Here is a 26,359-nt window from a genome sequence, read left to right as displayed (position 1 = left end):
ATCTAAGAATCGTAACTTAATCCGTATTTTTTCAAAACATCTTCAGGTACGCCATCCCAAGCATTAGGGCGGTTTCCGACGTAGCCTAAATATTTAAATCCCACTTCAGTAGTAAAATATCCCGTTGCGGTCAGGTTTCGCATTAGATTAAAAAACGACACACCCTGACTCATTTCTGGTTTGGCTTGACCAGGATAAGCAATTTGGTCAAGCATTTGTATTTGTTGGGCTTTGGGACAAGCGACAAATTTCTTTCCAAACTGTTTGAGGCATTGGTTATCCAACCAACTCAACCCACCACGCATAGGCGTTTGATGCTGGGGCATATCTTTGACGATAAATTCGATAAATTCGGCAACTTTGGCCTCCGTTGCTCCACCAAATTGGCCATCGGCCGGAATGATGAAATCGGCCAATACCCGAATCGTCTGCATTTCGTGAGGTGTAAAAAAGACCGTAGCTGCGAGCTTAGCATCTCTAGCAAGTTCTGCTGCACTTTTGCCATTTTTAAAGTCAGAAAGTGAAGGGGGTGCTACTGCTTTTTTGGGTACATCTGCCTGCGCTTCTGTACCAGCGATGGTAGCCGTAAGGGTACCGAGTGACAATGCTTTTAAGGTATCTCTGCGTTTCATTTTTGTAGCGATTAAATGGTGGGTGGCAAACATCCATACATCCTTGCCACCACACTCCAATTATAAATTCCCTTTCTTTCTTTGGTCAATGATGTATTCTGAAGCACGCATTGAAAGTGCCAAAATCGTCCATGTAGGGTTTTTATCGGCCTGTGACACGAATGTACCTGCATCTACCACAAATACATTGCGAGCATCGTGCAGCTGACTGTAGCGATTAGTCACAGATTTGCTTGGGTCATCTCCCATACGAGTAGTTCCTACTTCGTGGATGATACGGCCTGGCGCTGCTAATCCGTAATTGGTTTCGGGGCCCGGTTTTGGTCCATTAGGGATACCACCCATGGCGGTGATGATTTCCTCAAATGTATCTTGCATGTGTTTGGCCTGCTTGATTTCGTGTTCCGACCAAGTGTATTGGAAACGTAATACCGGAATACCGTATTTATCCACCACATTAGGGTCTATTTCGCAGAAGTTGTCTTCACGAGCAATCGCCTCTCCACGACCTGCCATCCCAAAATTGGCTCCGTAGAAATAACGGTAGTCTTCTTTCAATGAAAGTCCATATCCTCCTGCCGGTTTCATTTTTCCGTCTTTGCCAGGATACTTTCCGTTCATATTTTCCATACCAAATCCAAAACCATAGCCGGGCATTCCCATGCCTCCGCCATACTCGATGTGGTACCCGCGAGGGAAGTCAAGTTTTTTGTCGTTGAGCCACCAAGGCGTATAAACGTGCATCCCTCCTACTCCGTCTTCATTATAGCGCTTACGATCTACCAAATGAGGCAAAAAAGCACTACGTCCTGCACCTGTCGAATCGTGGAGGTATTTACCAAGTACACCGCTTGAGTTACCAAGTCCTTTGGTATGTCTTGACGACTTTGAATTCATCAACAAACGCGCTGATTCACAAGCACTTGCTGCAAGTACCACTACTTTAGCACGAACCGTATACTCTTGAAGATTGTTTTTGTCTACGTAAGATACTCCCGTAGCTTCGCCGTTTTCGTTGGTAATGACCTCACGAGCCATTGCATTGGTAAAGACTTTTACGTTACCAGTCTTTACGGCAGGTTTTACTAATACCGACGAAGAAGAAAAGTCAGCATAGGCTTGGCATCCACGACTACACTGAGAGCAATAAAAACACGAGCCACGCTCATTGTTGATAGGCTTGGTCAAAATCGATAAGCGCGACGGGATAATAGGAATGTTGATTTTTTTACCCGCCTGCTTTAGCATCAACTCATGCAAACGGGGCTTAGGAGGCGGCAAAAATATACCGTCAGGTTCATTAGGAATGTTTTCTACACTTCCAAAAACACCCACAAGTCGGTCTACCTTATCATAGTAAGGTTTTACGTCATCGTAGCTGATAGGCCAGTTGTCACCAAGCCCGTCTACATCTTTACGCTTAAAATCTAAAGGGCCAAAACGCAGCGAAATCCGTCCCCAGTGATTGGTACGCCCACCTAGCATCCGCGAACGAAACCAGTCAAATTGGGTGCCGCTTTTGCGCGTATATGGCTCTCCTTCAATATCCCAGCCACCCCAAGCAGCATCAAAATCCCCAAAAGGACGGTGCGTGCTTGCACCACGGCGAGGCGATTCCCAAGGGTTTTTGAGTTGGGTAATATACTTTGGGTCGGCGGGATCGTACCAAGGCCCTGCTTCAATCAAGGCAACTTTTGCACCCGATTCAGCCAATACTTTGGCCGCCATACCACCACCAGCACCTGACCCTACAATACAAACATCATAGACGGTGGGTTGTTCTTTGATTTGGAAACTCATATACGTAGAAACAAAAGGGTTTTTAAAATTTTTGTTTAATTCTATAAAGGATTTCGCCTTTTACAAATACTGTATAATTTTTTATCAAGACTATTCTGATTGACAAAGTTTTTAAAAGACATTCTCAAACCACCTTTCATTCGCCCCAAATTTAGAATAAAAACTTGTAACAACTTTAGTACCAAAAATCCTATGTAGATGTTTTCTTAAAACAAAACTTTTCCCAAATACGGCCGCTTAATAAAAAGATTTGTCCATTTTGGGTTTATACAAAAAGCTTTTAGAAGCCAAATAAAATTTGGCATTTCGCCAATGTCACCCCCCAATTTCCTTCTCTTCAAATAAGATAGAGGCTTTAAAAGACAGTTTCTTGGCAGGTGAAGAGGGCGATTCCTGATAAAATCTGGGAGTATTTGTCAAAAAAACACTTTTAGATAGACACATAGCAACAAAATCAAAAACATTACTTCCAAATCTTTTTTCAATAAATTTGCGTCAACAAAACTGATGATAGCATTGTTTCAGACACTTTCTACCCACGCAAACAAATACGTACTTTATGGGCTTGTCGCAATTTTGGCACTAGCCGCTGGCCTAAGACTTTTCCGCTTGGATGCTCATGGCATATTTTTTGACGAAAAGGCCACAATGGTGGTGAGTCAGGGAATCGTACAAGATGGCGGCAATCAACACGATGTGTTTGACAAAGGAAAGCTGGTATTTACCAATCAAGAGTTTTGGCGGGAGAAAAAGCTCCCCGATTACTACGAAGCCATGACTCGCAGCGACATCGGCAACAGTTCTTTTTATTATTTTGTATTACATCATTGGCTCAATATCTTCGGCATCTCTGATTTTTCGGCGCGTCTGCTATCGGTCATTTTCAGTGTATTGACTGTTTACTTGATATTTGTTTTTACAAATCACTTTACCAAATCTAGCACACTTGCACTAACGGCAGCGTTTTTGGCCGCTATTGAACCGTTTTTTGTAGCTTACAGTCAGCAAGCACGCAATTATTCTCTTACTTTTTTCTTGACTTTGTTGGCTACGTATTTTTTTCTACGAGCACTTGAAGCCGACACTCAAAAACAAAGCTCTTGGAAGTGGTATGTAGGCTATGGTATTACGATATTGTTGGGACTCTATGCACATTTTCTGGTAGCATCGGTGATGTTGGCCCACGGTGCTTATGTCTTATTTTTTGTCAGAAAACTTAAAAGTTGGATTTCTTTCTCGTTGGCAGGGGCTTTTGCCGTGGGGGGTTTGGCTTGGTGGTTTGTGTATGGAGGCGGTCAATACACCCTTTTTAGTCTCAATCATCAATCAAAAGTGTATCTTGAGTGTGCCCTCAATCGCCCCTACAACAACCCTTACGGTATTATTTTGCCAGCTACGTTCAAAAATGTTTTTGACAAGAGCCTGCCTATCTTTACCGACTTGTGGATTTATTCAAACGGACTTGTGGGTACACTTGAAGGCAAAAAGAACATTGTTTTATCGCTTCTTATGGGAATAGGGCTGATTTTTGCGTTTCGTTTCAGTCAGCGCAAACCCGAAAAAGCCAACACTATTACTTTGATATCGGCAGGGATACTTGGGGCAAGTACTATTGTGTATACGACTCAGCGTCTCGGCTTTGTGATTGCGTCGGTTGCAGTTTTGATGCTCTACTTGGCTTTCTACAAAGTCAAGCTACTTGATAAAAAACTTTTAGGTTTCTTCATTATTATTGCCATTGTGCCCTCCGCTTTTTTGATCTTGAATGCCGTAAGAAGCGGCCACACTTATGGTCTTACGCAAAGATACTCAGGCTTTTCGTTCCCCTACGTTGTCATTTTGGCAGGTATGGCTCTTTGGCAACTATTAGAAAGTAAAGGGATGTTCAAATTCTTGATTATTGCGATTCTCATCGCCCAATTAGGCATGATTACTACTACCATAGGAAGTATCTACGCTGATACTTCTCCCAAGTATAGTTATCGCTCTACTCCTCGCCTTCCCAACCCTCACTACGCTGCAGCTCAAAAAGCATTAAAGCAATATCAACCGGGCGATACGATTGTGTTGCCGGCCCCTTTAGCAAAGTTTGACAACCCTATGGATAAGACTTATCTGCCTTATTCGGTGGTTGATGCACAATATTTTAACTTGTATTTGCCAAAAGACGGTATCTTTGTGCAGCGATTAGATACCGTAAATGTGAATCAAATCATTCTTAAAAAAGCCACAGGCCAACTGATTGAATTAACAGACTTGAAAGGAAAGAGATACTAATGGTAGCAACACAAACAACTTCAATCGACTATAAAAAACTCAGCGGGGACTTGCGTCTGAAAGTACTGAGTCTTTACAAAAAAGCCAATGCAGGGCATATCGGCTGCTCTTTGAGCTGTGTCGATATACTGATTGCGGCCCTGATTCAACAAAAAAGGGTGCAAGATACTTTTATCTTATCGAAAGGGCACGCGGCAGCGGCACTCTATGTGGCACTCAATCACTTAGGCGAAATCTCTGACGACGAACTTGATACATTTTACAAAGACGGAACTACCCTCCCTGCTCACCCCGCTCCTAACAAACACGCCGGTATTCCGTTTGCGACGGGGTCGTTAGGCCACGGCCTGCCGATTGCTTCAGGTATGGCTCATGCCTCAAAACTTGCGGGAGAAGATGCGCTTTCATTCATTCTGATGTCGGACGGTGAAACCAATGAAGGAACGACTTGGGAAGCAGCCCACTATGCGATTCAAAATCAACTAGACAATCTAATTCTCATCATCGACAAAAACGGACTTCAAGGCTTTGGAAATACCACGGAGGTCTTGGGCGAAACCGCCTCCCCTACCAAATGGAAAGCTATTGGCTTTGACGTATTTGAAGTAAATGGCCACGACCCAGCTGCCATGATTGAGCTAATCGAGGAAGTCAAAAGTAGAAACAATGGGATTCCGAAGGCAATCATTGCGCATACTACCAAAGGAAAAGGCGTATCGTACATGGAAGATCGCATGGAATGGCACTACTTGCCTATGAGCGATGATCTATATGAGAAAGCCAAAGCCGACGTCAACCAATTCTATTTTTCTTAACTCCGTCTAGCTTTCAGTGGTAGGCAGTTTTAGAAAGTAAAATTATCTTCTCAAAAAACGCTCGTTTTAAATAATAACGATTTTTTACTTAAGTACAATTATATTTTGATTTACGCCGACAAAATACAGCAGCTCAAAGGTCCTATTTTCGTGTTCGGGGCTAGTGGCTTTATTGGAGCCAATCTTTTCAAAGATATCTTCAGCATTCGTAAGGATGTGTACGCGCTTACCCACGATGCCACCAAAGCATGGCGCCTCAAGCTCATGGATGTTCCCTTTGAAAACATCGTTCACTGCGATATACTTTCCAACAATTCGGTCGAGCAAATTTTTGAAAAGTATAAGCCTCGTACTATTTTCAATTTGGCCGCCTACGGTGCTTATAGTAAACAAAAAAATATCAATCTTACTTACGAGACCAACGTCATCGGGACCGTCAATATTCTGGAAAACTGTACCGACGAGACCGTGTATATTCATGCAGGTAGTAGCTCTGAGTATGGCTTCAACTGCACGGCTCCTAAAGAAACTGACCCCGTCAAACCTAATAGTCATTATGCCGTCTCAAAAGTTTCGGCAGCGTATTTGATTGAATTTTATGCCAAAGTTCACCAGCGCAAGGCTCTTAATCTAAGACTTTATTCCATCTACGGCGGCTGGGAAGAACCCGACCGACTCATTCCGCGTTTGGTCGAAGAAGCCCGAAAAGGCAAATACCCGCCTCTGGTATCTCCTGACATTAGTCGTGATTTTGTGTACATCGACGATTGTGTAGAAGCCTTTGTAGATGCGGCATTAGGAGTCAATTCGTCGATTGCTGGCAATTCCTACAATATCGCTACTGGTACCAAAACCACCATGCGTGAACTCGTGGATGTATCACGTCAGACTTTTAAGATAGCCGATGCGCCTCTGTGGGGAAGTATGCCCAATCGAGGATGGGACTTAGCTGAATGGTACGGTGACCCTACTCAAGCCCAACAAGATTTGGCGTGGCAAGCGCGTACTTCGCTGAGTGATGGCTTGAGGCTTACCAAAGAATGGCAAGAAGCACATCAATACGAAGAGCGTTTGTTGCCTGCTTTTGCCAATCCCAAGCTCAATCCTGTCATCACGGCGATTATTGCTTGCTACAAAGACGCGCAAGCCATTCCGTTTATGTACGAACGTTTGGTGAAGACTTTCAATGAAATGAAGGTCAGGTATGAGATTATTTTTGTCAATGATGCCTCACCCGACAATCAGGAAGAAGTTATCAATCAAATTTGCCAAAAAGATCCGAATGTCATCGGCATTACACACTCGCGTAACTTCGGGTCGCAATCGGCATTTTTGAGCGGTATGGAAATTTCGACGGGCGATGCTGTGGTGTTGATGGACGGTGACTTGCAAGACCCTCCTGAAGTAATTCCTCAATTTTATGAAAAATGGTCGAATGGCTTTGATGTAGTATATGGTGTGCGTGTGCAGCGTGAAATGAAACCTCATATTCACTTTTTTTATAAATCTTTCTACAAAGTCTTCCAAAACCTTAGCTATATTCCTATCCCACGCGATGCCGGCGACTTTTCGATGATTGACCGTAAAGTGGTAAAAGAATTGGTGGCACTTCCTGAAACTGAGCAGTTTTTGCGGGGGCTACGTGCGTGGGTCGGCTTCAAACAAACGGGGGTTGACTATGTACGCCCCGAACGCATGTTTGGCGTATCTACCAACAACTGGCGCAAAAATATTTGGTGGGCTAAAAAAGCTATTTTTTCTTTCAGTTTTGCTCCTTTGGAGTTGATGAGTTATGCCGGTTTTATTCTGACAGCTTGCTCGGTATTAGGAATTTTTTATCAGATACTAGCCAAATACATCATTGCACCTGACACACCGCAAGGATTCACGACGGTAATCATCCTAATTACTTTGTTCGGAGGTTTAACACTGTTAGGAATTTCGTTTTTGGGTGAATATATCAGCAAAATATTTGAAGAAACTAAAAAACGACCCAAGTTTATCAGAACTAAAATTCAAAAAGGGGAAAAGGTATTTCGTACTTCTGACGAGATTATGACGCTTGTCAAACAAAGGAAAAAATAGCTTTTCATCTTACTCAATCAATAATGAAATTCTCTAGTACTATAGCTCGACTAGCCAATATAAGTTTTGTTTTTCCACTGCTCATCTTTTGTCTCTTTTTGGGGTATTTCGCTGCCGATGTACCTCAAGGAGATGATTTTGAGTTGATTTTACATTTTCTAACCAACTATGTATCTACCCAAAGTTTGGGAGAAAAACTCTCCCTCCTAACGGCACAGTTTGTAGAGCACCGGTTGTTTTACACCCGTTTTGTGGTCTTACTTCAGTACTTAGTGAGTGGACAAGTTTCATTTTATTGGATTATTATTTTAGGGAATCTTTCGTTGTTGGGAATTTTGGTGATTTGCTGGCGCCAACTCAAACTCGCCAATTATTCTGCTATTTATTTGTTGCCTGTTTCGATTATTCTCTTTCAGCCTTGCTATTCGTACGATGGTGTTTTGTGGCCTGCCGCTACCCTGGCCTACAATTCGGTTTCTTTCTTTGCCATTCTTACCATACATTGGCTATCAAGTAGGCAACAAAAACACCTTTGGTGGGCGCTTGGCAGCGCATTGATGTGTACTTATACCTTCGGCAATGGAATCCTCATTTTAGGCGTAGGAGCATGTCTTTTAATCGCCCAAAAACGCTGGAAAGACCTTTCGATTTGGGCCCTGGGTGCTTTGGTAATCGCGATTGTTTATTTTACAAATTATACCAAATTTGAAAACCGTAACAATCCTTTCAACAACATCACCCAACATTTCCGATATGTAGTCACCAATCTGCTTGTATTTTTAGGGTCAGCACTCAACTGGAGCGAAGAATGGCCCAAGAAACTTACAGCGAGCGATATAGCTTCGATTTTGGCAGGAGGATTTATTTTAATCTGCTTTGGGTATCTCGTGGTTCGACTTTTAAAATCATATTTCAAAACGCCTATCAACGAAAAGCCCTCTAATCCCAACCGCTTTTTCGATTTTCAAATTGGCAGTTTGGGTTTCTTTGTATTGACAGGCTTTTTGTTGTGTCTTTCGAGGGTTGACAAAGACGAAATCCTGATGCACATCAATCGTTATCGTATTCATTCGGTGGCTGGCTTGGTGTTGGGATATTTTTGTTTGCTCCCTTTTTTGGCAAAACAGAAATTGTTTTTTAGAGGGTTTGTGGGAGCATTAGGCATTTTTTGGCTCATTTCATTTTTTCATTTTTACAAGATTTTTGCCGAATATAGCCGTTCTTATACTGCTGCGCAGCACAATTGGGTAAGTACGCATCAGTGGTTTATTTATCGTGATACTTCCTACTGGGAAGAAGCCTCCAAGCTCGCTATGGACAAAGCAGAAAAGGCCCTTCAATATCGTATTACAAAGTCTCCTTTTGGCAAGGTCTCTGAAAAAGCGACAGTATTCCCCCATTTTAAAATGGATCAGTCTGCCAACGATAAGATTTTAAAAATATCAGCTGACGTACCTAGTTTGTCGCTCAAAGAAGACTATTACATTGCTTTTCGGAATTTATCACAATCCAAAACCTACTTAGTACCCGCAGTGTACAACCGCCGTAGTATTCGATTGGTGATGATGGGGAATGATTACTATTACCCACACTTCAATCTAGAGCTCACCTATCGCCACTTCCCAACCGGGAAATATCAAGTAGGCGTAGGTCATGTTGTAAACAACGCCTTAGCAATCCAATGGCAGTCCGCCTATTTTGATGCCGTGCAGGAAAGTAACCTTACCAATTAAGCATTTATTAGAATTTGGGTAACCCTTTGAATTTTGCTTAATTTGTATTTGTATTCATCAATTATATGAATATCCCTGAGTCGTTGATACACTCAAAAGGATGTAAAAACCATGCGTAAAGAATTTTCAGCCGCCATCGAAAAACTAGCCCTCGCCGATGAATCAGTAGTATTTATCACGGGCGATTTGGGCTACAATGCCTTAGAAAACCTCCAAGAAAAACTAGGTAATCGTTTTATCAATGCAGGAGTAGCCGAGCAAAACATGGTGGGAGTAGCCGCCGGAATGGCTTACAAAGGATACAAAGTATTTTGCTACAGCATTGCTCCTTTTGTGGTGTATCGCTGTCTTGAGCAATTCCGTAATGACGCTTGTTTGCACAATCTCCCCGTTTTTTTGGTGGGCAATGGGGGCGGTTATGGTTATGGCATCATGGGTAGCACTCACCACGCGATTGAGGATTTGGCTTGTTTGAGCAGTCTTCAAAACGTAAAAACTTGGATACCAGCTTTTAGCGATGAGGTAGAGCCTGTTTTGACCCAAATCCTTAAAGACAAAAGCCCCGCCTATCTACGTCTTGGGGTGGGTGGAGCCACTCCCGAAGGAGCCGAACTGTCGGGTTCATTGAAAAAAATCAATTACGCACCCGATGCCTCGACCGCTATCATTGCCCTAGGCCCTATCGTAGCCAATGTCCAGAAAGCCCTGTCTCAGCTGGGTTTGCAAAACGAATGTGATGTATACACTGCCCTTACTTTACCGCTCCAACTTACTCCTACGGTAATCGAGGCTCTCCGCAAGGTAGACAATATACTGGTAGTAGAAGAGCACGTAAGCATCGGCGGATTGGCACAGCAGCTATCTGTCAAAATGCTTGAAGCGGGGATTCATCCTAAAAATTTTAAATCGCTCACTGCCCAAGGCTACCCCAATGGGCTGTATGGCAGTCAAAATTACCATCAGACTCAATCAGGACTAGACGCTTCTCATATTGCGAGTATTATTCAGTCCTTTTCTCATTCTCTCATTCACTGATTGGGTCGATGAACAAACGAGCCTTAGCGTCACTTATCGTTACTTTTGCCCTGATTTTTGTATATTATCAGCTTTGGAATCGCTATGCTATCAACATACCGAAATGGGACGACCATGCTTTCAAAGCAACGATCGAACAATACGAAAACGCCACCGGGCTTGGTGATAAACTACACGCCATTTTTGTTCAGCACAATGAGCACCGTGTTGCACTTACACGCATTGTGGCGATTATAGATTATAAGATTTTTGGCCATATCAATTACGAACATTTGATGTTTGTCGGAAACCTAGCTTTGCTAGTGATTTGGTGGCTACTTACTCGATTTTTCAAACCGCTTCCAGGAGCCGTATGGTATGCGTTGCCGATTGCTACTTTTTGGTTTTCACTCGCATTCTGGGAAAATACTTTTTGGGGCATGGCCGCTATCCAAAACTTTTGGGTAGTAGCTTGGGCGGTACTTACTTTTTGGCGACTCAGCCGCCGCGACAAACATTGGTCATGGGCTGTGCCGATGGCTTTCATGGGGCTTTTTACGAGTGGCAATGGCATCCTGATTTTTCCTTTAGCTTTGGGCGTCCTTCTCCTCCAAAAACGGTGGAAAGTATCCTCTTTTTGGGTAGTTTTTAGTGCCATCAGTATTGGGCTTTATTTTTGGCATTATAAAGCCCCTCCTACCGATTTAGGGGTGAAAGGAAGTAGCAACTTGCTGACCCTCCTCAAAGGTTTTCTTCTGTTTTGCGGATCCTTATTTGAGGGTTTACCTTTTGGCAATACCCCTACCCAAATGCCCTTTTTGATGGGTGGCCTCACTTTATTTGTCAGTTTAAGTATTTTACTTTACATCCTGCGGAGTTATTGGAAACGTCAATTTGAGCTAAATGAGTTTGATTATTTTTACTTAGGTGGCGTACTTTTTGCGTTGGCCACAGCGGTGATTGTGACTTACTCACGCATTGGACTTGGCCCCGAAAATATGCTTACAAGCCGCTATAAGTTATATTCGGCTCTTTTATTAAGCTTTAATATCGCCTATTTGACCCGCTTGGTTAGTCCTAGATTTAGAGAAGTACTCACTTTGACTTTTGTGGTAGGCGCAGCTTTCTTATATGCTAGCAATCAGCACTATCATCTCTATGATACGATTCAGCTACGAAAATTCAATGTGACGAGCTGCTTCAACTGGCGCAATGACCCTACCAATAAGCCCAGCTCCATCTATCATCCTCCTAGGCTGTTGTTTGAAAAAATACAGATTCCACATGACAGTCTCATGGTGGGTAAAACCTGCTCGCTTGTCGGCCAAAAACTAAACTTGGCACAGCCCGATTATCAAGTGTATGACTTGCGCGATGGTGGGTTGTATGTATTGTTATCAAACCAGCAAAATCAGTATATTTTTCCAACTACACCCGAACGAAAGCATTCATTGCGTAATATTATTAATTACAATCGCTTTTTTGCCAAAGGTTCATCCGTTCAAATACCCGCCTCTGAGGTCACCGCAGGTACGTATCGGGTGCGTTGGCTACACTATGACCGTAAGGGGAAGTTATATTTTGAAAATGCCCCCTGCGACGTAGTAACCTTTGAAAAAGTAGCGCAACAAAGTATCAAAACAAATTGGTGAAACAGCACAACAACTATTTAATTCAACTTGACGGATTACGTTTTTTGGCCGTTGGATTGGTACTCTGGGATCACTGGACTCCCGAGCCTCATTTTCTACCTTTTGGCAAATTAGGCGTTAATTTATTTTTTGTATTGAGCGGTTTTCTGATTGCTAGGATTTTGATGAGTAGCCGCGACAAACTCTTTGGGCAATCCAATGGGCTAGGACAATACATGAAAAAGTTTTATATCCGCCGTACCCTTCGGATTTTTCCTATTTACTACCTTTCGTTGGCAGTACTCTGGCTTTTCAACGATCCCTCCGTACGAGGCAAAGAGCTTTGGCAAATTCTGTATGCTTCTAATATTTACATTGCCCTCAAAAAAACATGGCTCGGCGTGACCGACCATTTTTGGTCTTTGGCCGTCGAGGAGCAGTTTTACATTTTTTTCCCGATTCTTATCTTTTTTATCCCAAGACGCTTTCTGGTACCTTTTTTTGGGGTGCTGATTGGAGTAAGCCTCTTATTGCGCACTTATTTTTTCATCACAGGTCAGCCGTGGTTTATTTCATATGTCAGTATGCCCACCGCATTGGACGCTTTCGGGCTAGGAGCAATCATGGCCTACATCCAGCTTTATCATCGAGTTACTTTTCAGTCTATTTTCAACAATCGTCTGTACTTATGGATAAGTTTGGCGGCATTGGCTGTGGTGTTTTATTGGTCTGTCCAAATCACCCAATCGGGCGTTGACCAAGACCACAATCTATCTATCAATATTTGGGAACGATTCTTTGCCTCTGTATTCTTTATGTTCCTTTTAGGGGGCGCTATTGTGGGTTACAAAGGCTGGTTCAAATGGGTTCTGGAAAACCCCGTCAGCAATTACCTAGGCAAAATCAGTTATGGTCTATACGTATATCACAATTTTGTGTATAATCACTACCATTCTCCCGCCAACCACCCCGTGGTAAGGTTGTTGGGGAAACTAAATCGAAGCATCGAAGGATTCCAACAAATGCACGTTGCCCAGTTTTTGATATTATTTTTGCTTACTACCATTGTGGCATCCATTTCATGGCATTTGATAGAAAAACCCATCAATGATCTCAAAGACAAATATGCCCCTTAAAATTTTAGGAAAGCTAGTTCAGAAGTACCACAAAATAAATCCTTCTCTTGTAAACGTAGGGTACACGGCTTTTTTTGAGTAGTTTTGCGAAATTTTACTGTGCTTTGATTCAAAAACGGATAACAAATAACATTTAACTTAAATTACCTCACTTAATGAGCCTTTATTTCTCGATTGTGATGCCTGCATATAATGAAGAAGAATGTATAGAGCAGGTAGTGACTATGTGGACGTCCTTCCTCAAAAATACCTTCCCTGGCAAAGAAACCAAACTCATCGTAATCAATGACGGTTCTAAAGATGGTACCAAAGCTATCCTCGACCGTATCGCCCCAGGTATCGACAATCTACTTGTAGTACATCAGCCAAATGGTGGTCACGGCAACGCCGCCGTCAATGGTTATAAAAAAGCCGTTGAATTGAATTCGGAATGGGTCTTTCAGACCGATAGCGATGACCAATTTGTGACCGAAGACGTCATAAAACTATGGGCAAAGCGTAACGAATCAAACTTTATCATGGGCTATCGTCAAGTACGGTATGATGCTCCTGCTCGCTTGGTGATTACGAGAATTCTTAAATACACTATCTTTTTTGCGTACGGCACTTTCATCAACGACGCCAATATCCCCTTCCGCCTTATCAAAGGAAGTTATCTAAAAAAATTGTTGGCACAGCTGCCCAATCCAGAGCCTTTTGCTCCTAACATCTTCTTGGCAGTTATGGCAAAAAAAGCTGGCGAAAAAACCTTTGATATACCCATTACGCACAAAGAGCGTTTGACAGGTACTGTTTCTATTTTGCGCTGGAAACTTATCAAAGTATGTATTCAAAGCTTTAAAGAATTGCTACGGTTTCGGTTAGAACTAAATAGCAAGGTGAAAGCAATAAAAGCAGCCTAAAAGAGTAAGTAGCATAAATGGTACATTGTTTGCAGCAAAATGGTGTACATTGATTGCTTACTCGTTTTGACCTATGAAAAAAAGAGGACTCATAGTCGGTCTATCCTTAGTATTATTATTTGCAGGGTGGTGGGGTTTTCAACGTTGGCAAATGTACTCTGCCACGGTATGGAAACTGCTACCCGAAAACTCTTTTTTTCTGATTCAAAGTCAGAAACTGCAAGATACTACGTATAAAGTTCAAAAAGGGGGCATCGAAATCCGGGACATTCCTTTGCTAAATTTAGCCGCCCGCCAAATCGATCTTTTTCGACTTCTCACCGACGATAGCACTCGGGCCGAAAAACTCCTCCGAGGGCGTCCGATTAGTTATGTATTACAAAAAACCTCAAGTGGTCGCTTTACTTACTTGATGTTTGTACCCTTAGAAGCATTTCAAAGCTACGGCTGGCTAGAAGGGCCAGTATCTTCCAAAGCCAGAGTAACCTCTCATATTCATAGTGGGCAAAAAATCTACGACGTGACTAGCCCCACTTCAGCCCCTCTCTTTGCTTATACTTTTTTCAACAATTTTTTGGTAGCCTGTGTATCAGGAGATGTATTGGAAGATTGGGTACGATTTGCCCAAAGCCCACTGCGAACCACCAATACCAGTCGTTTTGAGAGTATCAAACAAGAAAACAGCGACCTAAGCATTTATCTCGATAATGTGGTTTTGTCAGAAGCCCTACGCCGTGATGCTGCTGCAAGTAGCGATGCTGGCTTGCTGTATTTTTTGTCATTTTTGCCAAGTACGGAGGGGCTTCACCTAGATAAGTTTTTTTCTTCCAAAAATCCAACGCTTATTTCAAAAGGCAAAAAAGTAAAGCTCGAAGGTTATTTGGAAGCCCTCAATGATCAAAAAGCCACTCCTCTCAAAAGTACCTATTTCATTCCTAACAATACGGCTATTATGTACCGATTGGGGTTTGATAATGCCAGTACTTTTTCGCGTAAGCTACGCGCTCAGTTGGATAATGTCTCCAACGACTCTGTCAATCAGCTACGCCGTAACTTACTCACTCAAATCGGTAACGCTCGCGTTGACTCTTTTTATAGACATCTCAATAAAGAACTGATTTTGTGCCAGTTAGAGCCTAACAATGTGCTTACAAAAGGGCAAATCATTCTTCAACAGGTAACCCCCAAACATGGATTAGAGCCTTTTTTTAAACGCCTAGCTATTCTCTTTAATAAAAATACTGGCCTCCCTTACGAACCCTTTCAAGGTGGATATGTGTATACCATTAATTGGCCAGAACTACCAGCAGTACTTTTTGGTGGTTTGTTCAAAGGCTTTCAGAAGTCGTATATAGCTTTTCACCAAAATTTCATTATCTACAGCAATGACTCACAAGTACTTAAAGACTATCTCATTGATGTAGAGTATCAACGTACCTGGGCCAATTCGACGATTCATCATACTTTTTTGAATAAAACCCTCGGTGCCTCCAACTTTACTTTTATTGTTAGTCCTCGTAAAAGTAAGGATTATTTAGCCGCAGGTTTCATGAATTATCTCTTCACAAACCTCAATTATGACATTACGGAGCAGCTTCCCTTTGACCAGATGGTGTTTCAATCGGCCTATAAAAGTGGGCGCGCCTATTCATCGCTGACGTTTGGGCGCCTTACCAAAGCTGCTAATGCCAAAACGCTCAATAAAGTTTTTCTACAACAAGAACAGGCTTTTGAGCCAGCACCCGCCGGCGGAATTTATACCGTCAGAAATTACCCCAGTGCGCTCGACAAAATGATTGTCGTCACCTCGTCAGGAGAATTGCAAAATCCATTTGTGGAAGAGAAAAAACGTAAAATTGCTCAACTTGATGCTCCAGTTGTGGGCGATATTTATTCAGTAGATTTTCTGAGCATCGGGCGCTTGCAGTATGTATTTGCAACCGAAAAAAGTTTATATGTCATAGACGAAGATGACCGTCAACGATACATGTCGTTGCCTCCTATCAAGCTACCCGCCGGGCGCACCATACGGAGTTTCCAACAACTAGAAAGTGGAATTGAAGGAAGTTTCCGTTTCTTGGTTATCGATAATGAAGGATACCTGTATCTTTGGAACAGTCCTAGTCAAGACCCAATCGTACTCAACCGTTCCCGACCTTTTGCCGAACTACTACTGCCTATTCATGAAGTCGAATACCTAGGCAAACGTCATTTCTTATTTACGCAAGCTTCGGGACAAGTAGGGCTTATCAGCGAAACGGGGGTGATTCCTCCACCCTTCAAAATTGACCTTAAAACCAAATTTACAGGGCCGTTTTTTGGGGTATTTACGCCCGAAACAGGCACCACTCACCTGATAGGTGTTAGCAAATACGGCGAACTACACGATATGACATTGGCAGGTAAAATACTGAGTAAAACGCAGCTTTTCCGCTCCGACCCAACGGCATTTTTCCGCGCACGCTCCTCTACTAACAACCGTGATTGGATATTGTTCCGTGAGTCGGAGACCCAATTTGCCGTACTAGACAAACAAGGGCGAGAATTATTTTCGGCCAAAGGGCTCATTCCCTACCGCAACAATGTGCAGTACCATTTTTTAGGCTCCGAAATTAAGTTTTTAAGCGTAAAATCAGGCAATTTCACCACCCTTTATACCCTCAAAGGCACACAGCTTGGTGACAAGCCGATTCCCAGCGAAATCCCCATACGGATTACGCTCGTAGAAGGCTACAACAAATTGCTCATCCATAGCTACGCCAACAAAAAACTCCAAACTTGGTCTCTCAAAATCAGGTAGTTGTGACACATATTCTCAAATATATTATTCTCTTTGTTTTCTCACTTTTGTGGGTGATAGGCTGCAATCCTACGCTCCGCCAAAAGGCATTTGACCTAGGATTGACCAAAGATTCTTATCGATATGGGGATCTGTACCGCTTGTCTAACCTTCCTGATTTTAAGCAACTTACCAAACCCTGCCCTAAACCGTCGAATCTCCCTAAAACCAATACAGGCTTATATATCATTGGCGATAGCTTTACCGAAAAAGCCCGCGTAGATAGTCTTGATTTTGTGGCTAAGGATTACTTGCGAACGCACTGGAACGAGCCGCTAATCATACAACTAGATACCACAAAACGTAATATACTTGTATTACAAACCGTAGAGCGGCATTTTAGAGAGCACTTCGTCGATTCTGTAAGGGTTCTCAAAATAGGTAAACCCGAGAAAGTTGTGCCCCAAGCTGAGGCAAGCTTTTTTTCACTTGCCTATTGGGACAAGGTATTGGGCGAAAGCGAAGAAGCTTTGACGAGTTTTCTGTTTTCGGGTGATGTATTTCTGACTTTAAAAGAATGGAAGGCAAGCCTTAATCTCGCATGGTTTGCCCGCCACAACGACCAAGTTGCCCTCTCCCCCGACGGTAAGAATATTCTTTTTTGCTGGGATACCGATTCCTCACGTATTACATCTTCTTTTAAGTATTTCCCCGATAGCGAACTAGACAGCCTCATCAAGGGTGTTAACCAAACGCGCCAATATTATCTTTCATTGGGCTTTGACGAGGTGTATTTATCGATTATTCCCAACAAAACCAGCATTGTAGCCCCCACAATGGGGCCTTACAATCACTTGGTAGAGCGTGTACAGCAACACCCTTCTCTCCAAGCACCCGTGCTTGATATTTGGCCGGCTTTTACTCAAAACTCCCAACAAGTGTATTCCCTAAGCGATACGCACTGGACTTGCTTTGGTCAGTCAATTTGGGTCAAGAAAGTAAATGAGGTGTTGAGGTAAAAATAAAAAGCTACAACGCTTCCTTTAAATATAAACTCCTTTCCAAATATCTTTTATTTTCATTGATTATAAAAAAAGGTATAAATATCGACAAATAAAAATACGTCCAATAGAACATTTATATACCAAAGCAAAAAAAAATCAACCCAAAAACTCTTTCAAATCTACCCCATATACCTGTACTATTTTATACATCATTTCTACGTCCAGCTTTGATTGACCACTCTCTAATCTCGAATAAGTAGCTTGCGATATACCTAATTTCATTGCTATTTTCTCCTGAGTATACCCCTTCTCATAGCGAAGTCTCTTTAGTTTTACTTCTATTTTTTCCATGGTTTTTATTTGGTTGGACTAAATACCCACCAATAAGTCACTCATAAAAATTTTATTTTTTATTTATTTTATTCAATTTTGAATAAGGACCAATCATGTCTTTATCTATATTTGCTAACGTTGGTGCGAATCAGTAACAAAGGCAAATACCAAAAGCCTGAAAACGAGCAGGTAAAACCACATACTATTATTGTTGGCTGTTAACTGCTTAAGCTGCATATCATATAGCAGCCTATGACGGAGTGTTGTCCTACATAGTTACTCTGGCACTTACTTAAACAATAGTAGCATATTGATAATCTTGAAAATTAGTAAATGAAGACAACATTAATAGTCGTTCTTGTCATTATTGCCAGTTCGATTGGCAATAATTTTCGCAAGAGAAATAGCCCTTTTCAATAACAATTTTAAATTGAAAAACAATAGGTGTCATTTGCAAATGCAAACTATTAGAGTGACTTGTTTGCTTTATCTATATCCTATTTTTATGTAGGGGATGCTATGTTTAGTTGTATTAATCAAAAAAGGCAATATTCGTTTAGAGTATCCGGTAAACGGATAGTTAACACATAAACACTTATCAAAATGAAGATAGTTACATATATTTTAGAAATATTATACATTTTAAATCAACAAGCTAAAGTTCAGTACTTTAATCAATTCTTAAAATAACATATTTAAAAAGATTATATAAGTAAAAATTAAAATATTACAGTACAAAAAAAATTAAAATTAACCAACAAAATTTCCTTCAAAAATAACTTATTATACCCGTACTCTCTGTACAAAATCTTAAATATTCAACTGAAAAATTATTAATTTAATGAAAAAGTCTACTATATCTTTATACTCTTTTTTTATCTTTTTCGCGCTCCTAATAATCAGCGTATTTAGTGGCATTTTTCCAAAAAAACTCCAAACACTTCTTTTATATTTTGTTGTATATTCCTTACAATATACTTTATCAATAAGGTACAAGAAAAAAAACAAGTAGTTTTTCATTATACATACTTATGTAAAATAACACATTTAATTCTAATTGTACTGAACGCAAAATACACATGAAAAATAGTATTGGGTTTCTACTCTTAATTACTTCGTTTACTCTTTTCTTCTTAAAAATTTACGACCTTTGGATATATATATGCCTCGTGATTATCGGCTTATTTATATCTTATAGTAATTTTATTACCCAAAGTGGACATGAAAGAAAAAAAGATATAATCCTTAAAGTCTTAGGAATTGCTTTCATAGTTGTAGTCTATTGGTATTATTTTAACAAGTAAATTATAGCGATAAAAATTTTGTTTGTTGCTTATGTATGTTTTTTTGATTTTTGTATTTTCATAAAACTATTTATTAACCCACAAAAACCTTTATTTCAACACTTTCGCTAAACTAAGCTTACCTATGACCAAATAGAAAACATAATAAATGGAGGTAAAAATGGGCATGGATAAAAGAAAGCACAAAATCCCCCTTCGAATCCGATTATCACCAATCAAAGTGTTATTTTTTAGACAATGCCGTGTTTTTTTTCATTTTTACAGCGTTGATACACTCACTAAGAAGATTAACAGTTACTATAGAAGGTATCACCGCGATTGCCGAAATGCGTAAAGGGTAGGCTAAAATTAAAACCTTTTTAAAATGAAAAAATTAGAAAGTGTACAGATGGAAAAATTACATGGGAATGGGTACGACCCATTTGGTTGTGCTTTGACTCTTGCAGGTGCAGCTTTAACATTTGCCACTATTCCTACGGGTTTAGGTGCGGGTCTTTTATTACTTGGCGGAGCATCTGTAGTAATTGCAGGGATTGCAACATCATGTAACAATCCTTATAGATGATAAACATTTGTTAGGTACTCTCTAAAAAGTCAAATATTTCTCAGTCAATTAGTTATCGTTTTAATTGTTAACTAATTGACTAAAAAATATTGCGTTTTCAAGGTTTGCTTTAATTGTAAGCTGTACTATTCTAATCAAAAAATAGCCTTAAATTACATTTTTAAAGTACAAAAGAGTACCTAAACATTTGTTTCAATGTTGGCAAAAAATCATTTTGTTTGACCAAATATTAAATGTACTCATTTTCAATAGTTGTTCTAACAAAGTTCCTGTTAAGTATTTTAATTAAAATAATTTTCAAAAAACATGATTCCCTATTTTAAGCAAATAAACCGAAACAAAATTGTCACTATGACAATTTTAGCCATACCTCTTTTTTTATTCATTTATAATACTTGGTTTTCAATACAGAAACTTACTTCTAATCATATATATATATATTACAGTTTTTATACTATAGCTTTAGTGGGAGTGTACAACAATCAACATATTTTTACTCATAACAACTATAGAAGACAATTTTACAACAAAAAAATCTTATCATTATTCGCCTTGTCAGAGTTATGTCTTTTGGATTTTTATATAAATTTTTCATTTTCTACATTAATTAGATTTCAACTATCTTTTTTATTGTTACATATCAACTTACTTGTATTTCTTTTTTATTCTTCAAAAAAAACCAATAAAAAAATGTACGAAATTTTATACTCATCATTGATATTTATTTCAAATTTGCAAATTTTTGCTTTCATTAGCAACAACAAAGAATTAACTAGCCTATTAAAGTGGACTCCAATTAATCTCATACATTTAATTACATTCTTTAGTCCGACTATACTGACTATTATTTTTTCAATTTTTTCATTATTTTATTTTTATCTAATAGATAAATTATCTCCTAGATAATTTACTCCAATTCTCGTTTAAAGCAGTCTTTACAGTTCAGCTGCCCTTTTGATTTGTTATAACTGTTTAGACACCCTAAAAAACACAAAAATCTAATAGTCAATTGGTTATTTTTTCATTATTGAGCATAGTTTGAAAAATATCACATTTTTTAAATTCTAAAGATTTCATTAGACCAAAAATGCACTATTTTAACCAGATACTAATAGCCTTTAAATTGTACTTTTTAAGCAAAAAGAGCACCTAAACAGTTACAAAACATTTATCATGAAACTTTTCAATTTATTAATAATACGAAATGCATTAAATATTATAACAGCAATCTTATATATTTTTTTAATACATTTCCAATACACCAAAAATAGTGAGCATTTTTTACTACATTATTTTAAAATTTTTACCCCAATTTGCCTGCTCATCCTCTGTGTAGTTCCTTATATTATTATCAATAAAACGCGAAAAAATGTATAAATACTTTACTTATATAATATTTATATTGTTATTATTATACCTATCTAACTATTTACTAATTTCGGAAACTTTGTATTTCAATACTTTCGCCGAACAACTCACCTACGAACAAATAGAAAACATAATAAATGAAGGCAAAAAATGGAAATGGGTAAGTTACGTTATTCTTCCCCTTCTAACTCTTATCAAACTTACATTAGTAGCCTCTTGCCTAAGCATTGGCTTGTTTTTTATTACCAATACGTTTTCATTCAAAGCCACTTTTGGCTTAGCATTAGAAGCGGAGTTTGTTTTTCTTATTCCACCGTTTCTTAAAATACTGTGGTTCGCACTTTTCCAAACGGATTATACACTACAAGATTTACAAATTTTTTACCCGCTATCCGCGCTCAATTTTTTTGATTATACTACTGTACAGCCGTGGCTTATCTATCCACTCCAGTTACTAAATGTCTTTGAAATCATCTATTGGGTGTTGTTAGCAAGGGGAGTCAGCCAAGTCATTGAGCGAGATATGCCCCAATCTTTCGAGGTGGTTTTAGCGTCCTACGGCATGGGATTGGTACTGTGGGTGGCAGTAGTGATGTTTATTACGGTGAGTTTTACTCCTTAAAATCTATGAATAAAAAAATAGTCATTGCCACACTTTTGCTAAGTGTAGTCGGGTTAGTCGTGTGGTTGATGTTACAATCTTATCAAACCCTCCAACGCAAAAAAGAGGCCACCTCAAAGATGCAACACCTGCCCACGGTGGCTCTGAGTACATTGGATAGTACGGTCATTAGCCTTTCACAAAAAGGGCAGCCCACTGTGCTATTTTATTTTGACCCTCATTGCGAACATTGCCAACAGGAGGCCAATCAATTAAAAAAACAGCCACAGGCTTTTCAAAATGCCCAACTGTTTTGGCTTTCTACCGAGCGCCTTTGGGTACTGCGAGCGTTTGAGAAAGAATATGCCTTACAAAAAACCATTCCTTCGCTTACCATTGCCCAAATCTCCCCCCAAGCCGCTGATAAACAGTTTGGTTTCCGTACGGTTCCTACTATTTTGATTTATGATGCCGAAGGGAATTTGGTAAAAAAATACGTGGGAGAAACCAAAATGGAGGCGATTGTCAAATACCTAAAATAACCTCAACCCCCGGCCCCCTTCTCCTTTCTGGAGAAGGGGAGTTACCTATTGTTTTATTATGACATATATTCTTAAACTTGCGGCTTACTTGCTTGCATGGGTCATTAAGTACATCACCAACCTACCCACTTTCTAACCATGCCTACTTTAATCAAACGCAGTCATGTACTCCAACAAGATCAGCGCGACTGTGGCGTGGCTTGCCTCTTATCATTGGTACGATTTTATGGCGGCGATAGCAATTTCGAACAAATCCGCCGCTTTTGTGGGGCCGATTTGAGCGGCACGTCGTTGTTAGGTCTCAAAGAAGCTGCCCTCAAATTGGGCTTTGAAGCCGACGGCTACGAGTCTGATATCCCGTCGCTCATAGCACACGGCAAGCCTGTCATATTGCATATCGAGCTTGAAGGAGGTTTGCAGCATTATGTGGTGTGGTACGGCCCCATATCTGACCCCAAAACGGGAGTAAATAAAGCATCCTTTGGGGAGGAAGGAACTGGGTCATCTTTGATAAGCGACCCTGCCCGAGGCGTGGTAGAATGGACAGAAAAAGATTTAAAAAAGCACTGGAAATCAGGGGATTGTTTGGTATTAGAGCCCAACGAATCATTTGTAAAAATTGCCGACCAAGCCAATCGAAAGAAAGAATGGTTTTTGGGATTGATTCGTCAGGATGTGCCTTTGTTGGCCGTGAGTGCGGGCGTAGGTGTATTGATGGCAGTGTTGGGGCTTACAATGGCTATTTATTCTCAACAATTGATTGATAAAATACTGCCTTCCAAAAACTCCACCCGTATTATCCTAGCTACGGTTTTGGTGGTAGTACTGCTATTGGCGCGAGTTGGGATGTCGGTATTGAGGCAGTTTTTGCTCATGCGTCAAAGCAAAGAATTTGGGATACGAATGAACACCGCTTTTTTTGATAAACTACTGTATCTCCCTAAGTCGTTTTTTGATACGCGCAAAATCGGTGACTTTGTGGCTCGCCTCAACGACACTAGCCGTATTCAGAACACAATCGGTATGCTCGCCGGTAATCTACTTGTCGATTTGCTGATGGTTATTGCTTCGTTTGGGTTGTTGTTGTACTACAATTGGCAGGTAGGCTTGGCTAGTTTGTTGATTTTGCCAATTTATTTTTGGTTGATTTATCGTCAAAACAAAGGACTTATCGACGCCCAAACCAACGTCATGGTGGCGTATTCGTTGAGCGAAAGCAATTTCATTAATACGATTCAGGGCATTGCCGACGTCAAAAATCGTAACAAACAACCTTTTTTCAGCAATCTCAATCAGCTTCTATTTGGAAATTTTCAAGAAAGGGTCTATCAATCAGGCACCAAGCAGGTTCGTTTATCGGCTTCTACGGGAGTAGCCGCCACCGTTTTTATCGGCATAGTGCTTGGCATTACCATCTATGCCGTTTATAAAAATCAAATCAAAATAGGCGAAATGACGGCTATACTGGGGGCAGTTTCGTCTCTTCTACCCTCCGTGACTAATTTAGCCCTCATCAGTGTCCCGCTCAACGATGCGAAAATCGCTTTTGATCGGATGTATGAGTTTGTGAATGTCAGCGCCGAAAAAGTAGCTTACGAACAGCAGCGCATTGATTTTCAATCGTTACAGTTTCAAAATATTTCGTTTCGCTTTCCGGGCAAAAAACAATTATTGCAAGACATTGATTTTCAACTTCAAAAAGGCGAAATTATCTCTATCGTAGGCGAAAGTGGCGGCGGAAAAAGTTTGATTTGTCAACTCATTCAGCGTTTTTATGAACCCGAAGCGGGTCGAATACGAATCAATGGTCAATTTGGCTTGGAGGAACTAGACGTGCATCATTGGCGTCAATTGATTGGGATTGTACCTCAGCAGGTACACATTTTCAATGGAACAGTGATTGACAATATCTGTTTTGGCACTACTGAGCAAGAAATTGCTGCCGCATTTCAGTTACTCGACAAGTATGGTTTTGCTCCTTTTCTAGATAGTTTTCCTCAGGGTATTCTGACCATTCTAGGTGAAGAAGGTGTCAATCTATCGGGCGGACAGCGGCAATTGATAGGGCTTGCAAGGGCACTCGTGGCCAAACCGCAGTTCCTGATTCTGGACGAAGCCACGGCAGCCCTTGACCGTCATACCGAAAAGTTTGTGTTAGGACTTTTGAAACAGCTAAAGAGCGAAATGGGAATCATTTTCATCACCCACCGACTTCATACATTACGTAGTATCTGCGACCGCATTTATCTACTAGAAAATGGCGTTTTTGCCCAATCAGGTGCGCACGAACAACTCTTGCAAAGTGCCAATATGTACAGCGATTACTGGGGCGAATGGAATACTACCACAACTCCTGCCTTAAGCGTTTGATAAATGATGGCCGATACCCTACTTTTTTTGATGAGTCCCGCTAAAGGACACCTCAATGCTACCTTTGGATTGGCTCGTTCGGCAGTACAGCAAGGCGACCGCGTGGTATATGGTTTACCATCAGAACTACATCCTTACGTTTCGGTGGTGGGTTTTGAATGTGTTCGCTTAGAGAGTTTTCCTTTTGCATTAAACGGTGAGCAAATACTAGACAAATACACTACTCAATCGCGGATAAAATACCTTGATAATTTGCTGGATCGATTTTATGATAAATTCTATGAGAATCGACAAAAAACGTTTATTTCTATTTTAGAACAAATAAAGCCTACAATTATCTTTTTAGATTCATTTCAGAGTACTGATTTTATCATCCTTTATCCTGAATTGAAAAGACGAAAAATTAGATTTGCTTTTATACAAACGATGCTTTCGCTCTACCCACAATCTGACAATTTGTATAATACCCAATACCCTTTGTTCCCTAAGTTTTATTTCTGTTGTTTTTTCTTCTTTGGACTAAACACCCATAAACAAGCTGCTCATAAAAATTTCATTTTTTATTTATTTTATTCAATTTTGAATAAGCATCAATCTTTTCTCTATTTATATTTGCTAACGTTGATAGATGTTGGAGCACGAGATGTCAAGTCACCGCGATTGCCGAAATGCGTAAAGGGTAGGCTAAAATTAAAACCTTTGTAAAATGAAAAAATTAGAAAATGTACAAATGGAGAAGATTAGTGGGGGAAAATGGTCTTTCACTTCGGGCTGTGTATTTGGGGTATTGGGCATTGTTGGTTTAGGATTAGCAATTGCCGCAGTACCTGCTACAGGGGGTTTAGCTGGTGGTGTTGTGGCTGGTGTACTAATTGATGCTGCTGGGACAGGGTGGAGTATAGGAAGTTGTATTGCCGGTTGATTATTTATCTTTCAATTGTGTTAAAAATTTTAACACAATTGAAAAAATGAATAATTATTACTATAATTTAAAAAAATGTAAAACAATGAACAAAAAACTACTCTTATTCGATGCTTTCTTAGGCATCTTTTTTGGCATAAGCTCATATTACTATATTTCAATCGGCTTTAATTCAGAAACTTTAACATCCCTCATATCTTCATCTGTCCCTATCTTAATCTTTGTTGGATTACTTATCTTTAGGGTGGGGATACATAAAACCTATAAAAATCTTGGCAAAAAGTAGAGTGCATAGTAAAAGGAAACAGTAACTGTTTAGGTATCGACAAAAAATCAATTAGTTGTCATTTTATTGTTAGCCAACTTTGTGAAAAATATTGAATTTTCAAGGTTCCTTTTGTGGAATGTAAGGCTTGCCGATTAGATCATCAATGATGTGTGGAATTGCAACTGCATTAATTATGCATGGCACTTTCGAACAAATTGATGCAGGCATGCTCATCGGCAATATGTTTGGGTGTATCAATTAAAAAGGCAATATCCGTT

General features: G+C 40.2%; 19 protein-coding genes. 16 read left to right on the top strand and 3 right to left on the bottom strand.

The annotated features are described in order from the left end of the window. Positions 1 to 2 precede the first annotated feature (2 nt). Together G563_RS0112810 and G563_RS0112805 are read right to left on the bottom strand one after the other, a co-directional pair. Positions 3 to 632: a gluconate 2-dehydrogenase subunit 3 family protein gene (locus G563_RS0112810; protein ID WP_028665663.1), complete on the bottom strand. Its 630-nt coding sequence runs from the start codon at positions 630 to 632 to the stop codon at positions 3 to 5. A 60-nt stretch (positions 633 to 692) separates the two neighbouring features. Next, on the bottom strand, positions 693 to 2,432 hold the full coding sequence (locus G563_RS0112805; protein ID WP_028665662.1) for a GMC family oxidoreductase: 1,740 nt from the start codon (positions 2,430 to 2,432) through the stop codon (positions 693 to 695). A gap of 507 nt (positions 2,433 to 2,939) precedes the next feature. Here G563_RS0112805 and G563_RS0112800 point away from each other — a divergent pair. The 10 genes from G563_RS0112800 (at position 2,940) to G563_RS0112755 (ending at position 17,823) form a co-directional block, all read left to right on the top strand. Further along, on the top strand, positions 2,940 to 4,709 hold the full coding sequence (locus G563_RS0112800; protein ID WP_037326747.1) for a glycosyltransferase family 39 protein: 1,770 nt from the start codon (positions 2,940 to 2,942) through the stop codon (positions 4,707 to 4,709). Beyond that, a complete protein-coding gene (locus G563_RS0112795; protein ID WP_028665660.1) occupies positions 4,709 to 5,524 on the top strand; it encodes a transketolase in 816 nt (271 codons plus the stop codon). The genes G563_RS0112800 and G563_RS0112795 overlap by 1 nt, the downstream gene beginning before the upstream one ends. Before the next feature lie 105 nt (positions 5,525 to 5,629). Then, positions 5,630 to 7,609: an NAD-dependent epimerase/dehydratase family protein gene (locus G563_RS0112790; protein WP_229598501.1), complete on the top strand. Its 1,980-nt coding sequence runs from the start codon at positions 5,630 to 5,632 to the stop codon at positions 7,607 to 7,609. Positions 7,610 to 7,632: 23 nt separating this feature from the next. Then, positions 7,633 to 9,342: a hypothetical protein gene (locus tag G563_RS0112785; RefSeq protein WP_028665658.1), complete on the top strand. Its 1,710-nt coding sequence runs from the start codon at positions 7,633 to 7,635 to the stop codon at positions 9,340 to 9,342. A gap of 111 nt (positions 9,343 to 9,453) precedes the next feature. Beyond that, positions 9,454 to 10,377: a transketolase family protein gene (locus tag G563_RS0112780; protein WP_028665657.1), complete on the top strand. Its 924-nt coding sequence runs from the start codon at positions 9,454 to 9,456 to the stop codon at positions 10,375 to 10,377. 8 nt (positions 10,378 to 10,385) lie between these two features. Then, the gene (locus tag G563_RS0112775) at positions 10,386 to 12,008 is read left to right on the top strand and encodes a glycosyltransferase family protein (RefSeq protein WP_028665656.1); all 1,623 of its coding nucleotides are present in this window, start codon (positions 10,386 to 10,388) and stop codon (positions 12,006 to 12,008) included. Continuing rightward, entirely contained in the window at positions 12,005 to 13,123 is a 1,119-nt protein-coding gene (locus G563_RS0112770) for an acyltransferase family protein (protein ID WP_229598500.1), read from the top strand. Before G563_RS0112775 ends, G563_RS0112770 begins: the two co-directional genes overlap by 4 nt. 155 nt (positions 13,124 to 13,278) lie before the next feature. Continuing rightward, a complete protein-coding gene (locus tag G563_RS0112765) occupies positions 13,279 to 14,025 on the top strand; it encodes a glycosyltransferase family 2 protein (protein ID WP_028665654.1) in 747 nt (248 codons plus the stop codon). 73 nt (positions 14,026 to 14,098) lie between these two features. Beyond that, a complete protein-coding gene (locus tag G563_RS0112760; RefSeq protein ID WP_028665653.1) occupies positions 14,099 to 16,825 on the top strand; it encodes a hypothetical protein in 2,727 nt (908 codons plus the stop codon). Between the two features lie 2 nt (positions 16,826 to 16,827). After that, the gene (locus G563_RS0112755; protein ID WP_028665652.1) at positions 16,828 to 17,823 is read left to right on the top strand and encodes a hypothetical protein; all 996 of its coding nucleotides are present in this window, start codon (positions 16,828 to 16,830) and stop codon (positions 17,821 to 17,823) included. Between the two features lie 141 nt (positions 17,824 to 17,964). Here the strand turns inward: G563_RS0112755 and G563_RS34615 are convergent, their stop codons facing one another. Next, positions 17,965 to 18,159, bottom strand: coding sequence for a helix-turn-helix domain-containing protein (locus G563_RS34615; RefSeq protein ID WP_051210947.1), 195 nt, complete (start codon positions 18,157 to 18,159; stop codon positions 17,965 to 17,967). 1,650 nt (positions 18,160 to 19,809) lie between these two features. Here G563_RS34615 and G563_RS0112735 point away from each other — a divergent pair. The 6 genes from G563_RS0112735 to G563_RS0112705 all read left to right on the top strand — a co-directional run bounded on the left by G563_RS0112735 (position 19,810) and on the right by G563_RS0112705 (position 25,813). After that, positions 19,810 to 20,010 carry a hypothetical protein gene (locus tag G563_RS0112735; RefSeq protein ID WP_028665649.1) on the top strand — a complete coding sequence of 67 codons (201 nt, stop codon included), beginning with the start codon at positions 19,810 to 19,812 and terminating at the stop codon, positions 20,008 to 20,010. A 1,447-nt stretch (positions 20,011 to 21,457) separates the two neighbouring features. Next, positions 21,458 to 22,000 carry a hypothetical protein gene (locus tag G563_RS0112725; protein ID WP_051210946.1) on the top strand — a complete coding sequence of 181 codons (543 nt, stop codon included), beginning with the start codon at positions 21,458 to 21,460 and terminating at the stop codon, positions 21,998 to 22,000. A 5-nt stretch (positions 22,001 to 22,005) separates the two neighbouring features. Next, complete coding sequence (locus G563_RS0112720) at positions 22,006 to 22,521, top strand: TlpA family protein disulfide reductase (protein ID WP_028665647.1); 516 nt, start codon at positions 22,006 to 22,008, stop codon at positions 22,519 to 22,521. 138 nt (positions 22,522 to 22,659) lie between these two features. After that, on the top strand, positions 22,660 to 24,891 hold the full coding sequence (locus G563_RS0112715) for a peptidase domain-containing ABC transporter (RefSeq protein ID WP_028665646.1): 2,232 nt from the start codon (positions 22,660 to 22,662) through the stop codon (positions 24,889 to 24,891). A 3-nt stretch (positions 24,892 to 24,894) separates the two neighbouring features. After that, a complete protein-coding gene (locus G563_RS0112710; RefSeq protein WP_028665645.1) occupies positions 24,895 to 25,596 on the top strand; it encodes a glycosyltransferase family protein in 702 nt (233 codons plus the stop codon). Between the two features lies 1 nt (position 25,597). After that, a complete protein-coding gene (locus tag G563_RS0112705) occupies positions 25,598 to 25,813 on the top strand; it encodes a hypothetical protein (RefSeq protein WP_028665644.1) in 216 nt (71 codons plus the stop codon). Positions 25,814 to 26,359 lie beyond the last annotated feature (546 nt).

The sequence above is a fragment of the Runella zeae DSM 19591 genome, assembly GCF_000423565.1.
Classification (GTDB): Bacteria; Bacteroidota; Bacteroidia; order Cytophagales; family Spirosomataceae; genus Runella; species Runella zeae.
This window is presented reverse-complemented; position numbering and strand designations above follow the sequence as displayed.

Coding starts and splice junctions, on each gene's coding strand:
- G563_RS0112715 (WP_028665646.1), top strand. CDS start 22,660: ATGCCTACTTTAATCAAACGCAGTCATGTACTCCAACAAGATCAGCGC.
- G563_RS0112765 (WP_028665654.1), top strand. CDS start 13,279: ATGAGCCTTTATTTCTCGATTGTGATGCCTGCATATAATGAAGAAGAA.
- G563_RS34615 (WP_051210947.1), bottom strand. CDS start 18,159: ATGGAAAAAATAGAAGTAAAACTAAAGAGACTTCGCTATGAGAAGGGG.
- G563_RS0112810 (WP_028665663.1), bottom strand. CDS start 632: ATGAAACGCAGAGATACCTTAAAAGCATTGTCACTCGGTACCCTTACG.
- G563_RS0112710 (WP_028665645.1), top strand. CDS start 24,895: ATGATGGCCGATACCCTACTTTTTTTGATGAGTCCCGCTAAAGGACAC.
- G563_RS0112760 (WP_028665653.1), top strand. CDS start 14,099: ATGAAAAAAAGAGGACTCATAGTCGGTCTATCCTTAGTATTATTATTT.
- G563_RS0112720 (WP_028665647.1), top strand. CDS start 22,006: ATGAATAAAAAAATAGTCATTGCCACACTTTTGCTAAGTGTAGTCGGG.
- G563_RS0112795 (WP_028665660.1), top strand. CDS start 4,709: ATGGTAGCAACACAAACAACTTCAATCGACTATAAAAAACTCAGCGGG.
- G563_RS0112735 (WP_028665649.1), top strand. CDS start 19,810: ATGAAAAAATTAGAAAGTGTACAGATGGAAAAATTACATGGGAATGGG.
- G563_RS0112800 (WP_037326747.1), top strand. CDS start 2,940: ATGATAGCATTGTTTCAGACACTTTCTACCCACGCAAACAAATACGTA.
- G563_RS0112805 (WP_028665662.1), bottom strand. CDS start 2,432: ATGAGTTTCCAAATCAAAGAACAACCCACCGTCTATGATGTTTGTATT.
- G563_RS0112775 (WP_028665656.1), top strand. CDS start 10,386: ATGAACAAACGAGCCTTAGCGTCACTTATCGTTACTTTTGCCCTGATT.
- G563_RS0112780 (WP_028665657.1), top strand. CDS start 9,454: ATGCGTAAAGAATTTTCAGCCGCCATCGAAAAACTAGCCCTCGCCGAT.
- G563_RS0112785 (WP_028665658.1), top strand. CDS start 7,633: ATGAAATTCTCTAGTACTATAGCTCGACTAGCCAATATAAGTTTTGTT.
- G563_RS0112705 (WP_028665644.1), top strand. CDS start 25,598: ATGAAAAAATTAGAAAATGTACAAATGGAGAAGATTAGTGGGGGAAAA.